A 12366-nucleotide genomic window follows, 5' to 3' on the forward strand; every position below is an offset into this window, starting at 1 on the left:
CGCCGCTGCCCGGCGGCCTCTTCGGCGTCGGCGGCGGGGCCAATGCGGCTCCCGCAGGCGTGCCTGCCTTCACCTCGCCGCGCTGACGCCAGGACCGCGCGCGGCCCGGCCCTGCTGCGGCGCAAAAGCCGCGTTGCCAGAAGCGCATTCATGGGTTACCCCTGCCAGGACTATTGCCTTGTTGGGAGATGCGCCATGGCTTCCGAGCCCCACGTCGACGGTACCGCGCCGATGGATTATGCCGAGCACGAAAAGACCTATGAGCTTTTCGTCGGCCTGACCAAATGGGGCAGCGTCGCCGTCGTCCTCGTGCTGATCCTGATGGCTTATTTCCTTCTGTGATGTCCTGAGAGCGTCCGTCTGAGGGGGGCATCGGCCGCGCTCCTACCGTTCCGCGCCCCCCGGCGCGCCCGCGCAAGACGGGTCACCGGAGGACTATTTGATGCGCATTGCAGTCCCTAAGGAGATCGATGCCGCGGAGCCGCGCGTCAGCGCGACACCCGACACGGTCAAACGGCTGATCGCGCTCGGGGCGGAGCTCGTCGTCGAGCCCGGGGCGGGCCTTGAATCGGGCATCACCGATGCCGACTACGAGGCCGCCGGCGCGAGGCTCGCCAAGGACGCGGTGCAAGGTGCCGATGTCGTGCTCAAGGTGCGCCGGCCGACCGCGGCCGAGCTCTCGGGCTACAAGTCCGGCGCGGTGGTGCTGGCCACCATGGACCCCCACGGCAACGACCAGGCGCTCGCCGACATGGCCAGGGCCGGCATCGCCAGCTTCGCCATGGAACTGATGCCGCGCATCACGCGCGCCCAGGTCATGGACGTTCTGTCGTCGCAGGCCAATCTTGCCGGCTACCGGGCCGTGATCGACGGCTCGGCCGAGTTCGGCCGGGCGCTGCCGATGATGATGACCGCCGCCGGCACGGTTCCGGCGGCACGCATCTTCGTCATGGGCGCCGGCGTCGCCGGCCTGCAGGCGATCGCGACCGCAAGGCGCCTCGGCGCGGTGGTCACCGCCACCGACGTGCGGCCGGCCGCCAAGGAGCAGGTCGAAAGCCTCGGCGCCAAATTCGTCGCGGTCATGGACGACGAGTTCAGGCAGGCCGAGACGGCGGCGGGCTATGCCAAGCCGATGTCGGCCGAATACCAGGCCAAGCAAGCCGCGCTCGTCGCCGAGCACATTGCCAAGCAGGACATCGTGATCACCACGGCGCTGATCCCGGGCCGGCCCGCGCCGCGCCTCGTCAGCGCGGCCATGGTCGCCTCGATGCGGCCGGGCTCGATCATCGTCGACCTTGCGGTCGAACGCGGCGGCAACGTCGAAGGCGCCAAGGCCGGGTCTGTCGTCACCACGGCGAACGGCGTCAAGATCGTCGGCCATCTCAACGTGCCGGGCCGGCTCGCGGCGACCTCGTCCGCGCTCTACGCGAAGAACCTCTTCGCGTTCCTTGAGATCATGATCGACAAGGAGACCAAGTCGCTGGTCGTGCCCTGGGAGGACGAACTGGTGAAGGCGACGCTGCTGACCCGCGACGGCGCCATCGTGCATCCGAGCTTCCAGGCCGCGGCCCCCGCGACGGGGGCAACGGCGCCGGCCGCGGCGCCCGCCGCCACGGCCGACGAGCCGACAAAAACCAGCAACGCCTGAGGGTGCATCAATGGCCAATCTTTCTCCGGATCAGGCCCTGGATAGGGCGCGCGCGGCAGCCGAGGTTGCCCGCACCGCAGCCGAGCAGGCGCGCATCGCGGCCGAACAGGCCACCGCCGTCGCCGACCAGTTCGCCACCGCCGCGGGCGCCGCGGCCCATGCGGCGAGCGGCGGGGCGATCGACCCGACCATGTTCCGCTTCGCCATCTTCGTGCTGGCGGTGTTCGTCGGCTACTACGTCGTCTGGTCGGTGACGCCGGCCCTGCACACTCCCCTGATGTCGGTCACCAACGCGATCTCGTCGGTCATCGTGGTCGGCGCATTGCTCGCCGTCGGCGTGTCCTGGATGGAGACCGGCTCATTCCTCGCGCGCCTCTTCGGCTTCTTCGGCCTGATCCTCGCGGCGATCAACATCTTCGGCGGCTTCCTCGTCACGCAGCGCATGCTCGCGATGTACAAGACGAAAGACAAGCCAGCGGCAAAGAAGGGCTGAGGGGGATCCAATGTCAGCCAATCTTGCAGCGCTTCTCTATCTCCTGTCCGGCGTCCTGTTCATCCTGAGCTTGCGCGGCCTGTCGAGCCCCGAGAGCTCGCGCCAGGGCAACATGTTCGGCATGACCGGCATGGCGATCGCGATCCTGACGACGCTCGCCTCGCATCCGCCGTCCAGCGTCGGCTCCTGGATCCTGGTCCTGCTCGGTCTCGGCATCGGCGGCGGCATCGGCGCGGTGATCGCCCGGCGCGTGCCGATGACCTCGATGCCGCAGCTCGTCGCCGCGTTCCACTCGGGCGTCGGCTTGGCCGCCGTCTTCGTCGCCGCGGCCGCGCTCTATGCGCCGACCGCCTTCGATCTCGGCCAGCGCGGTGCCATCAAGGGCGCCTCGCTGTTCGAGATGGTGCTCGGCGTCGCCATCGGCGCCATCACGCTGACCGGCTCGATCATCGCCTTCCTGAAGCTGGACGGGCGGATGAGCGGCAAGCCGATCATCCTGCCGCAGCGCCACCTGCTCAACATCGCGATCGCCGCGGCGATCGTGATCCTGATGGTCGTGTTCATCCGCACCGAGAGCCATTTCGCCTTCTGGCTCATCGTGCTCCTGTCCTTCGTCATCGGCGTGACCCTGATCATCCCGATCGGCGGCGCGGACATGCCGGTGGTCGTGTCCATGCTCAACTCCTATTCGGGCTGGGCGGCCGCGGGCATCGGCTTCACGCTGGGCAATACCGCGCTGATCATCACCGGTGCGCTGGTCGGCTCGTCCGGCGCGATCCTGTCCTACATCATGTGCAAGGCGATGAACCGCTCGTTCATCTCGGTCATTCTCGGCGGCTTCGGCGGCGAGACGGCCGCGGCGGGCGGCGCGGTCGAAACCCGCCCGGTCAAGCAGGGCTCGGCCGACGATGCGGCCTTCATCATGAAGAACGCCTCGAAGGTGATCATCGTGCCGGGCTATGGCATGGCGGTGGCCCAGGCGCAGCACGCCCTGCGCGAAATGGCCGACCTCCTGAAGCAGGCCGGGGTCGAGGTGAAATACGCCATCCATCCGGTCGCCGGCCGCATGCCCGGGCACATGAACGTGCTGCTGGCCGAGGCCAATGTGCCCTATGACGAGGTCTTCGAGCTCGAGGACATCAATTCGGAGTTCGCCCAGGCCGATGTCGCGTTCGTCATCGGCGCCAATGACGTGACCAATCCGGCCGCGAAGACCGACAAGACCTCGCCCATCTACGGCATGCCGATCCTCGACGTCGAAAAGGCCGGCACCGTGCTGTTCATCAAGCGCGGCATGGGATCGGGCTATGCGGGCGTCGAGAACGAGCTGTTCTTCAAGGACAACACCATGATGCTGTTCGCCGACGCCAAGAAGATGGTCGAGAACATCGTCAAGGCGCTCGCCCATTGAGGCAGGCGCGTCATTCCGGATAGAGTTGCGGACGGGGCCTTCGGGCCCCGTTTCGCTGTCTCCGGAGGCTGCCATGCTGTTCATGGTCATCGAGCGCTTCGCCGATCAGGACGCCGTGCCGGCCTATCGCCGGGCGCGCGATGCCGGCCGGTCGCTGCCGGAAGGGCTGACCTATGTCGACAGCTGGGTGGAGCCGAATTTCGGCCGCTGCTTCCAGCTCATGCGATGCGACGACCTGCGCCTCTTGCAGCAATGGGTGCTGAACTGGCGCGGCACGGGCGTCAGCTTCGAGATCGTGCCGGTGGTCGGCAGCAAGGAGACGGGCGCGGTGATCGCGCCGTTCCTCGACGCGCCGGCGCGGGAATGAGGGGTCTTTGATGAGCCTCATCCTGCGCCCCTATGAGCCGGGCGACCGGCGCGCCGCCATCGGGCTGATCCATCAGCTCAACGTGTTCGAGGATGCGATCTCGGGCGATCGCGCGAAGGACCATGCCGCGGCCGAGGCCTGCCTCGACCTCGACCTGCGCCGTGCGGCGGAGCAGGGCGGCGCTGTGGTCCTGGCGCTCGACTGCCGGGAGGCGGTCGGCATGATGGCCTTCTTCATCGATCGCAAGGAGCCCTATCTCAGCGCCGAGATCGGCAAGGTCGGACACATCGCCGAGCTCGTCGTCGACGAGCGCCATCGCGGCCAGGGCATCGGCACGGCCCTGCTGGAGGAGGCCGAGCGGCTTGCCCGGCTGCACGCGGTCAGCCGGCTCAGGATCGGCGTCATTGCCGGCAATGGGGTCGCCCGCCGCGCCTATGAGCGTTTCGGCTTCCGCGCCGCCGCGATCGAGCTGACCAAGGAGGTCGGGCGCTAGCTCGGAAGCGCCGGGATCCGGCCAGTGCGGCAAAAAAGTGCGTGCGACGACATGGTCCGGAAACAGCCGGCTCGCAGTCTCGGCGCATGAAGTGGCTCGGTATCGTCGCCGTCCTCGGCATCATCGGCTATCTCGTGCTTTGCGCCGCCATGTGGGGCCTGCAGCGACGGTTGCTCTATTTTCCCGACACGACCGGGGTCAGTCCGCGCGAGGTCGGGCTGGTCGCCGAGGTCGTCGAGGCGCGGGCCGAGGATGGCGCGCCGGTGCGCATGTGGTGGATGCCGCCGCAGGCCGGACGGCCGGTGGTCATCCACATGCATGGCAATGGCGGCAACCTGTCCTATTGGGCGCCGGTCTTCCGCGACCTGACGGCGGCGGGCTATGGCGTCATGGCCCTGTCCTATCGCGGCTATGCGGGCTCGCCGGGCCGGCCGAGCGAGGCTGGCCTGATCGCCGATGCCCGGGCGGCCTACGACGCGGTGCGCGAGCGTGCGCCGGAGGCGCGCATCGTGCTCCTCGGCGAGTCGCTCGGCTCGGGCGTGGCGACGGCGCTGGCCGCCGAGCGGCCGGTTGCCGGCCTCGTCCTGAGCGCCCCCTTCACCGCCATCGCGGACCGCGCCGCGGAGATCTTTCCGTTCCTGCCGGTGCGCCTCCTGATCGCCGACGGCTTCCTCTCGCGGGAGCGTATCGGCCGAGTGCGCGCGCCCGTGCTGATCGTGCACGGCAGCGCCGACATGACCGTGCCGATCGGCCATGGCGAGCGACTGTTCCAGCAGGCCGCCGAGCCGAAGCGCTTCGTCCGCATCGTCGGCGGCGGCCACAACGACCTCTGGTCGCGCGGCAGCCGGGAGGCGGTATTGGGTTTCGTCGGCGAGATCGCGCGATAAGGCGCGGGGCAGGCTGTGCGTGCCGGCGCGCGCCAGGGCCGGCACGCTGGCCGGCTTCAGGCCACCGGGCTTAGTTGAACAGGCGGTAGCTCTGTCCCGAACGGCCGCCGAGCCGGGCGAAGGCATCGCGGGCGGCGGGATTGTTCTCCTCGATGCTGAGCGCCTTGGTATAGGAGCCGAGCGCCCGCTCGGTGTCGCCGGCTGCCTCCAGCGCCTTGCCGCGGGCAACCCAGAGATCGGCGGAACGCGGATTGAACTGGACCGCCTCGTTGAAATCGTTGAGGGCGGCCTGGTTGTCGCCGAGCGCCTGGTAGCTCAGGCCGCGTCCGAAATAGGGTTCGGGGTTGTTCGGCGCGAGGCCGAGGGCGGTCGTGAAGTCCTCCACCGCCTGGCGGTGATTACCCTGGCTTGCATAGACGAGCGCGCGGTTGTGGTAGGCCTGCGGGTTCGAGCCCTGGATCTGGATTGCCCGGTTGTAGTCGGCGAGCGCCTCGGCCGAGCGGCCCTGGGCGCGGTAGATGTTGCCGCGGCCGACATAGGCGGCGGCATAGTTGCCGTCGGCCTGGATCGCCCTGTTGTAGTCGGCGAGGGCGAGGTCGGTGCGCCCGGTCTGGCGGTAGAGGAGGGCCCGGTTGGACAGGGCCTGGACATAGTTGCCGTCGAGCTGAATGGCGCGGGAAAAGTCGGAGAGCGCCTCGGACTGTCGGCCGGTGCGCGCGAGCACGGTGCCGCGCATGTTGTAGGCCTGCGGGTCATTGGGGTTGCGGGCCACCACGTCCGACAGGGAGGAGAGGTTGGCGGTCGAGCCGATATATTGCGAATCGGCATCGTCGCCGCCGGTCACCGAGCCCACGCCGCCGGTGGTTCCGCAGGCGGCGAGCGCCACGCTGCCGGCGACCAGGGCCGCGCACCTGATCATCCGGATGGTCGAGGTGGCGGAGCCTGTCATCCCTATCATCCCCTTCGAATCGCGGTCGGCACGCCCTTTATCAGGCTATGACCGGCGTGTTGTCTTGCCGCAACCCAGGTTCGGTTCCGGCGCCTGCGCCTGATGGCGGACCGCCGAGGTTGGAAACGAACCGGCATTCGCGATGCGGATCGAACTTCACGTCGCCGACAATCTACGCGTCCACATGCCACGGGAAGCGAAAGCCGTGCGCCCGAAATGAACACGGCCCGCACGAAGGTTTCGTTGCGGGCCTGTCAAAATTACGGCATCGGCTTGTAAAAGGTGTCAGCGGGCGCCGACCTTGGCCTTGACAGGCTTGGCCGGGATCAGGCCTTCACGCTGGGCGCGCTTGCGGGCCAGCTTGCGGGCGCGGCGCACGGCCTCGGCCTTCTCACGTGCCTTCTTCTCCGACGGCTTCTCGTAGTGGCCGCGCAGCTTCATTTCCCGGAAGATGCCTTCGCGCTGCATCTTCTTCTTCAAAGCCTTGAGCGCCTGATCGACATTGTTGTCGCGAACGAGAACCTGCACGCCGGTGTTCCTTCAAACCTGACTGATAGGGCGGTTGGCACGACAGGAATTGCCGCGCAACGTTGCCGCTGCTCGAGAGAGACAGGCCGATATCAGAATCAAGCGGCCTTGTCCATGTCAAAACCGCCTGATTTGCTGACTTCGCGGCGTCTTTTCCGCTGCGGGGGAGGGCGCGCGGAGGGGGCCTCGCTGACCCGTCGCGTCACGTCCCGGCCCAACTGCAGGTTTGCGTCCGGGCCGGGCAAGCGCTATATCGCGAAGTGATTTCCCGATCCTGCGATCGTTATGAGGCAGCCGCCTCGGCCCAGGCCCCCCGGCCAGGGCACGGGATCGGTCAGCCCGCGATCGACGAAGAACGAGGCTTGCCATGACCCAGTTGCTGATGCCCAAGGCCACCGCCGTGTGGCTCGTCGACAATACCGCCCTGTCCTTTGACCAGATTGCCGCCTTCTGCACGCTGCACCCGCTCGAGGTGAAGGCGATCGCCGACGGCGAGGCCGCCCAAGGCATCAAGGGCGCCGACCCGATCATTACCGGCCAGCTCACCCGCGAGGAGATCGCCAAGGCCGAGAAGGATCCGGCCTACCGGCTGAAGCTCGCGCCGCCGAAGGTCAAGCTGCCCGAGGTCAAGGGCAAGAAGGGGCCGCGCTATACCCCGGTGTCGCGCCGCCAGGACCGACCGAACGCCATCCTCTGGCTGGTGCGCAACCATCCGGAGCTGAAGGATGCCGCCGTGATGCGCCTCGTCGGCACCACCAAGCCGACGATCGCGGCGATCCGCGACCGCACGCACTGGAACTCTCAGACGCTGACGCCGATGGATCCGGTGACGCTCGGCCTGTGCTCGCAGATCGATCTCGATTTCGAGGTCAACCGCGCCGCCAAGGAGCGCGGGCCGGTCGAGACGGTCGCCGAGCAGACCCTGCTGCCGGCTGATCAGACCACCCAGGCGCCGCCCAAATACGATCCGTTCGAGCGTCCCGAAGCGCCGAAGCGCGAGGAGCGCTACGACGCCGCCAAGGTCTTCGCCAATCTGAAGCCGACGCGCGAGGAGGATGCCGACGAGGAGTGAGCCTGGTCCGGTGGAGGGCGGCAACCGCACCCTTCCCGCCGGGCTCGCGACGTTGTACGCCGGGGGCGCCCCGCGCCCGGCGGGGCCGTCCCGATTCGCCTTGCCGGAGATGAATGATGTCCGATACGCCCCGCTCGCCCGTCAGCCTCGACGGTCTCGACCTTGCCGCTCTCCTCGCGAGCCGCGTCTGCCATGACGTGATCTCGCCGGTCGGCGCCATCGTCAACGGGCTGGAGCTGATGGAGGATGGGGCCGACGAGGCGACGGCCGAGCTCGCGCTCGACCTGATCCGCAAGAGCGCCAAGACCGCCTCGGCGCGGCTGCAGTTCTGCCGCATCGCCTTCGGTGCGGCCGGGTCGGCCGGCTCGGCCATCGACACGCGCGACGCGCAGGCGGTGGCGGCCAATTTTTTCAATGACGACCGCACCAGCGTCGACTGGCAGGTGCCGGCGGCCTATCTGCCGAAGAACCGGGTGAAGCTGCTCCTGAACCTGTTGATGCTGGGCGCCGCAGCGATCCCGCGCGGCGGCGTGATCCGGGTCGAGACGATCGGCGAAGGCGACGGGACCGGCTTCCTCGTCACCGTCACCGGCCTCAATGCGCGCATCCCGCCGCATGCCGTCGAGCTCGTCGCGGGCATTCCCGGCAACGAGCAGGGCACGATCGACGCCCACGCCATCCAGCCCTATTATACCGGCCTGCTCGCCCGCGCCGCGGGCGTCTCGGTGACCATCGAGAAGGTCGACGACAAGGTCGTCCTACGCGGCGCCTGAGGCGGCCGGCCCGGCCGTTTTCCAGCGCCGGCAAGGCTTTCAAAAATAAGTTGTTTCGCTCGCAGAACGAGCAATCCGCAGGGGTTCAACTTCAACAAGATTTAACCCTTTTGCCCGACATTTGGTCACCGGGGGGATCGTGTCGTCGATCCGCTAGTTTCCTTTTGTTCGGGCGCGTCGACATGGATGACCTGCTGCGTGAATTCCTGACCGAGACTTCGGAAAGTCTCGATGTCGTCGATGTCGAGCTCGTCCGCTTCGAGCAGGACCCCAACAACGCCAGCATTCTCGGCAATATCTTCCGACTGGTTCACACCATCAAGGGCACCTGCGGCTTCCTCGGCCTGCCGCGCCTCGAGGCGCTGGCGCATGCCGCCGAGACGCTGATGGGCAAATATCGCGACGGCTCGCCGGTCACCGGCGACGGCGTCACGCTGATCCTGTTCACCATCGACCGGCTGAAGGAGATCCTTGCGGAACTCGAAGGCATCGGCAGCGAACCCGACGGCGACGACGGCGACCTGATCACCCAGCTCGAGGCGACCTCGGCTGCGGCAGGCGTCGCACCTGTCGTCGAGGAGACGCCGAAAGTGACCGTCGGCATGCTGGCGCCCCAGACCCTGGAGCGGCCACTGCGTCCGGGCGAAGTGTCGCTCGACGAGCTGGAGCGCGCGTTCCGCGAAACCGCGACCGAGGTCGTCGCCGCCCCGGTGCCGCCTCCGGCGCCGGCCGCCCCGGCCGCCGAGGCTCCGGCCAAGCCGGCCAAGGCCGACGGACGCAAGGCGGCTGCCCGCAATCCCAGCGCCGGCGGCGAGGACGAGGACAAGGCCGAGGCGCTCAAGGGCGGCCAGACTCTGCGGGTCAATGTCGACACCCTCGAACAGCTGATGACCATGGTCTCCGAGCTGGTGCTGACCCGCAACCAGCTGCTGGAGATCGTTCGCCGGCACGAGGATTCCGAATTCAAGGTGCCGCTGCAGCGCCTGTCCAACGTGACGGCCGAGCTGCAGGACGGCGTCATGAAGACGCGCATGCAGCCGATCGGCAATGCCTGGCAGAAGCTGCCGCGCATCGTCCGCGACCTCGGCAACGAGCTCAACAAGCAGATCGAGCTCGAAATGCACGGCGCCGAGACCGAGCTCGACCGGCAGGTCCTCGATCTGATCAAGGACCCGCTCACCCATATGGTGCGCAATTCGGCCGATCACGGCCTGGAGAGCACGGAGGAGCGACGCCTGGCCGGCAAGTCCGAAAAGGGCACGATCCGGCTTGCCGCCTATCATGAGGGCGGCCATATCGTCATTGCCATCGCCGATGACGGGCGCGGCCTCAACACCGAGCGGATCAAGAAGAAGGCGCTGTCGAGCGGCATCACCACCGAAGCCGAGCTGGACAAGCTCACCGAAGCGCAGATCCACAAATTCATCTTCGCGCCCGGCTTCTCCACCGCCGCCGCCGTCACCTCGGTTTCCGGCCGTGGCGTCGGCATGGACGTGGTGCGCACCAATATCGACCAGATCGGCGGCACGATCGATCTGAAGTCGGTCCAGGGCGAAGGCACCACCGTCACCATCAAGATCCCGCTGACGCTCGCCATCGTCTCGGCACTGATCGTGGAAAGCGCGGGCGACCGCTTCGCCATCCCGCAGCTCTCGGTGATCGAACTGGTGCGCGCGCAGCAGAATTCCGAGCATCGCATCGAGCGCATCAAGGACACGCCGGTGCTCCGGCTGCGCAACAAGCTCCTGCCGCTGATCCACCTCAAGCAGCTGCTCGGCATCCAGGACGGCCAGCCGCTCAACGAGGAGAACGGCTTCATCGTCGTCACCCAGGTCGGCAGCCAGACCTTCGGCATCGTCGTGGACCAGGTCTTCCACACCGAGGAGATCGTGGTGAAGCCGATGTCGACCAAGCTCCGGCATATCGGCATGTTCTCCGGCACGACCATCCTCGGCGACGGCTCGGTGATCATGATCATCGATCCGAACGGCATCGCCGCGGCGCTCGGCAGCGACGTCTCCGCCTCGGCCGATCAGGAGGAAGGCGACAGCCGCCGCGCCGGCGAGGCCAAGCTCATTTCCATGCTGGTGTTCCGGGCTGGCACGCCGGAGCCGAAGGCGGTGCCGCTGTCGCTGGTGACCCGGCTCGAGGAGGTCGGCGTCGACAAGATCGAAACCTCGCACGGCCGCCATCTCGTCCAGTATCGCGGCGCGCTGATGCCGCTGATCCCGGTCAACGGCACCGTCCAGGTGCGGGCGGAAGGCGCCCAGCCGCTGCTGGTCTTTTCCGATGCCGGACGCTCGATGGGCCTCGTGGTCGACGAGATCGTCGACATCGTCGAGGACGCGCTCGACATCCAGGTCGCCTCAGACGTGCCGGGCCTGCTCGGCTCGGCGGTCATCAAGGGGCAGGCGACCGAGATCCTCGATATCGGCCACTATCTGCCGCTCGCCTTCGAGGACTGGTTCAAGCGCAAGGAAATGCGCGTGGAGGCGCTGACCAAGCGCCTGCTGTTCGTCGACGACTCGCCGTTCTTCCGCAACATGCTCACTCCGGTGCTGAAGGCCGCCGGCTATGACGTCACCACCGCGGCGGCCGGCGCCGAGGCGCTGGAGCTGATGAAGCGCGGCCAGTACGACGTCGTCGTCTCGGATATCGAGATGCCCGAGATGAACGGCTTCGAGTTCGCCGAGGCGCTGCGCGCCGATCCGCGCTTCCGCGAGATCCCGATCATCGCGCTCTCGTCGATGACCAATCCGGCGTCGATCGAGCGCGCCCGGCTCGCCGGCTTCCACGACTATGTCGCCAAGTTCGACCGGCAGGGCCTGATCGCGGCCCTGAAGGAAACGGCTTTCGACTACGCCCACGCCGCCTGAAGGACCTGACCCGTGCAGACCACCACGACCGATGACGTCACCGAATATGTGACCGTGCTGATCGGCGGCCAGCTGTTCGGCCTGCCGATCTCGCGGGTGCAGGACGTGTTCATGCCCGACCGCATCACCCGCGTGCCGCTGGCGAGCCCGGAGATCGCCGGGGTCCTGAACCTGCGCGGCCGCATCGTCACGGCCATCGACATGCGCGTGCGCCTCGGCATGGCGCAGGTGGGCGAGGCCCGGCCGCCGATGGCGGTCGGCATCGAATCCAAGGGCGAAAGCTACGGTCTCCTGATCGACACGGTCGGCGAGGTGCTGAAGCTCTCGCCCGACAGCCGCGAGCAGAACCCGATCAATCTCGACGCGCGCTGGACGCGCGTTTCGGCCGGCGTGCACCGGCTCGACGGCCAGCTCATGGTCATTCTCGACGTCGACGCCGTGCTCGCCACGGGTGGCGAGGCCCTGGCGGCCTAACCTTCAACAGTCAGGATCCCGTGTGATGAAAACCTGTCTCGTGGTCGACGATAGCTCCGTCATCCGCAAGGTCGCCCGCCGCATCCTGGAGGGGCTCGGCTTCACCATCGAGGAGGCCGAGGACGGCCAGAAGGCACTTGAGGTCTGCCGGCGCGCCATGCCCGGCGCGATCCTGCTCGACTGGAACATGCCGGTCATGGACGGCTACGAGTTCCTGCGCGAGCTGCGCAAGCTGCCCGGCGGCGGCGAGCCGAAAGTGGTGTTCTGCACCACCGAGAACGACGTCGCCCACATTGCGCGCGCCATGCATGCGGGTGCCGACGAATACATCATGAAGCCGTTCGACAAGGACATCGTCGAGGCGAAGTTCGCCGAGGTCGGCCTGATCTGAGCCT

Annotated in this window: 13 protein-coding genes and 1 pseudogene; 12 read left to right on the top strand and 2 right to left on the bottom strand. The window is 67.6% G+C overall.

The genetic code is table 11. From position 1 onward, the window contains the following. Positions 1 to 195: 195 nt before the first annotated feature. The 7 genes and pseudogenes from OZ671_RS26235 to OZ671_RS26265 all read left to right on the top strand — a co-directional run. A pseudogene (locus OZ671_RS26235) lies at positions 196 to 330 on the top strand (aa3-type cytochrome c oxidase subunit IV); the annotation flags it as partial. A gap of 112 nt (positions 331 to 442) precedes the next feature. Further along, the gene (locus OZ671_RS26240) at positions 443 to 1648 is read left to right on the top strand and encodes a Re/Si-specific NAD(P)(+) transhydrogenase subunit alpha (RefSeq protein ID WP_268863448.1); all 1206 of its coding nucleotides are present in this window, start codon (positions 443 to 445) and stop codon (positions 1646 to 1648) included. A 10-nt stretch (positions 1649 to 1658) separates the two neighbouring features. Continuing rightward, the gene (locus OZ671_RS26245; protein ID WP_268863449.1) at positions 1659 to 2141 is read left to right on the top strand and encodes a proton-translocating transhydrogenase family protein; all 483 of its coding nucleotides are present in this window, start codon (positions 1659 to 1661) and stop codon (positions 2139 to 2141) included. Between the two features lie 10 nt (positions 2142 to 2151). Further along, complete coding sequence (locus tag OZ671_RS26250; RefSeq protein WP_268863450.1) at positions 2152 to 3552, top strand: NAD(P)(+) transhydrogenase (Re/Si-specific) subunit beta; 1401 nt, start codon at positions 2152 to 2154, stop codon at positions 3550 to 3552. A gap of 73 nt (positions 3553 to 3625) precedes the next feature. Beyond that, positions 3626 to 3919 (top strand): DUF3303 domain-containing protein, encoded by a 294-nt coding sequence (locus OZ671_RS26255; protein ID WP_268863451.1) that lies wholly within the window; start codon positions 3626 to 3628, stop codon positions 3917 to 3919. Between the two features lie 10 nt (positions 3920 to 3929). Further along, the gene (locus OZ671_RS26260) at positions 3930 to 4412 is read left to right on the top strand and encodes a GNAT family N-acetyltransferase (RefSeq protein ID WP_268863452.1); all 483 of its coding nucleotides are present in this window, start codon (positions 3930 to 3932) and stop codon (positions 4410 to 4412) included. An 86-nt stretch (positions 4413 to 4498) separates the two neighbouring features. Then, the gene (locus tag OZ671_RS26265) at positions 4499 to 5299 is read left to right on the top strand and encodes an alpha/beta hydrolase (protein ID WP_268863453.1); all 801 of its coding nucleotides are present in this window, start codon (positions 4499 to 4501) and stop codon (positions 5297 to 5299) included. Positions 5300 to 5369: 70 nt separating this feature from the next. Here OZ671_RS26265 and OZ671_RS26270 read toward each other — a convergent pair whose 3' ends face one another. Continuing rightward, positions 5370 to 6248, bottom strand: coding sequence for a tetratricopeptide repeat protein (locus OZ671_RS26270; protein ID WP_268863454.1), 879 nt, complete (start codon positions 6246 to 6248; stop codon positions 5370 to 5372). A 285-nt stretch (positions 6249 to 6533) separates the two neighbouring features. Further along, positions 6534 to 6776, bottom strand: a complete 243-nt coding sequence (rpsU, locus tag OZ671_RS26275) for a 30S ribosomal protein S21 (protein ID WP_038307235.1) — start codon at positions 6774 to 6776, stop codon at positions 6534 to 6536. Between the two features lie 367 nt (positions 6777 to 7143). Here rpsU and OZ671_RS26280 point away from each other — a divergent pair, with 367 nt between their 5' ends. From OZ671_RS26280 to OZ671_RS26300, 5 genes are all read left to right on the top strand, one after another. Next, positions 7144 to 7848 (top strand): DUF1013 domain-containing protein, encoded by a 705-nt coding sequence (locus OZ671_RS26280; RefSeq protein ID WP_268863455.1) that lies wholly within the window; start codon positions 7144 to 7146, stop codon positions 7846 to 7848. A gap of 116 nt (positions 7849 to 7964) precedes the next feature. After that, positions 7965 to 8621 carry a histidine phosphotransferase ChpT gene (gene chpT, locus OZ671_RS26285; protein WP_268863456.1) on the top strand — a complete coding sequence of 219 codons (657 nt, stop codon included), beginning with the start codon at positions 7965 to 7967 and terminating at the stop codon, positions 8619 to 8621. A 182-nt stretch (positions 8622 to 8803) separates the two neighbouring features. Next, on the top strand, positions 8804 to 11497 hold the full coding sequence (locus tag OZ671_RS26290) for a hybrid sensor histidine kinase/response regulator (protein ID WP_268863457.1): 2694 nt from the start codon (positions 8804 to 8806) through the stop codon (positions 11495 to 11497). Between the two features lie 12 nt (positions 11498 to 11509). After that, a complete protein-coding gene (locus tag OZ671_RS26295) occupies positions 11510 to 11971 on the top strand; it encodes a chemotaxis protein CheW (protein WP_038307230.1) in 462 nt (153 codons plus the stop codon). A gap of 25 nt (positions 11972 to 11996) precedes the next feature. Beyond that, entirely contained in the window at positions 11997 to 12362 is a 366-nt protein-coding gene (locus tag OZ671_RS26300; RefSeq protein ID WP_038307228.1) for a response regulator, read from the top strand. The last annotated feature ends 4 nt before the right edge of the window (positions 12363 to 12366 follow it).

Source organism: Phreatobacter sp. AB_2022a (assembly GCF_026847585.1).
GTDB lineage: Bacteria > Pseudomonadota > Alphaproteobacteria > Rhizobiales > Phreatobacteraceae > Phreatobacter.

Coding starts and splice junctions, on each gene's coding strand:
- OZ671_RS26240 (WP_268863448.1), top strand. CDS start 443: ATGCGCATTGCAGTCCCTAAGGAGATCGATGCCGCGGAGCCGCGCGTC.
- OZ671_RS26245 (WP_268863449.1), top strand. CDS start 1,659: ATGGCCAATCTTTCTCCGGATCAGGCCCTGGATAGGGCGCGCGCGGCA.
- OZ671_RS26250 (WP_268863450.1), top strand. CDS start 2,152: ATGTCAGCCAATCTTGCAGCGCTTCTCTATCTCCTGTCCGGCGTCCTG.
- OZ671_RS26255 (WP_268863451.1), top strand. CDS start 3,626: ATGCTGTTCATGGTCATCGAGCGCTTCGCCGATCAGGACGCCGTGCCG.
- OZ671_RS26260 (WP_268863452.1), top strand. CDS start 3,930: ATGAGCCTCATCCTGCGCCCCTATGAGCCGGGCGACCGGCGCGCCGCC.
- OZ671_RS26265 (WP_268863453.1), top strand. CDS start 4,499: ATGAAGTGGCTCGGTATCGTCGCCGTCCTCGGCATCATCGGCTATCTC.
- OZ671_RS26270 (WP_268863454.1), bottom strand. CDS start 6,248: ATGACAGGCTCCGCCACCTCGACCATCCGGATGATCAGGTGCGCGGCC.
- OZ671_RS26280 (WP_268863455.1), top strand. CDS start 7,144: ATGACCCAGTTGCTGATGCCCAAGGCCACCGCCGTGTGGCTCGTCGAC.
- chpT (WP_268863456.1), top strand. CDS start 7,965: ATGTCCGATACGCCCCGCTCGCCCGTCAGCCTCGACGGTCTCGACCTT.
- OZ671_RS26290 (WP_268863457.1), top strand. CDS start 8,804: ATGGATGACCTGCTGCGTGAATTCCTGACCGAGACTTCGGAAAGTCTC.
- OZ671_RS26300 (WP_038307228.1), top strand. CDS start 11,997: ATGAAAACCTGTCTCGTGGTCGACGATAGCTCCGTCATCCGCAAGGTC.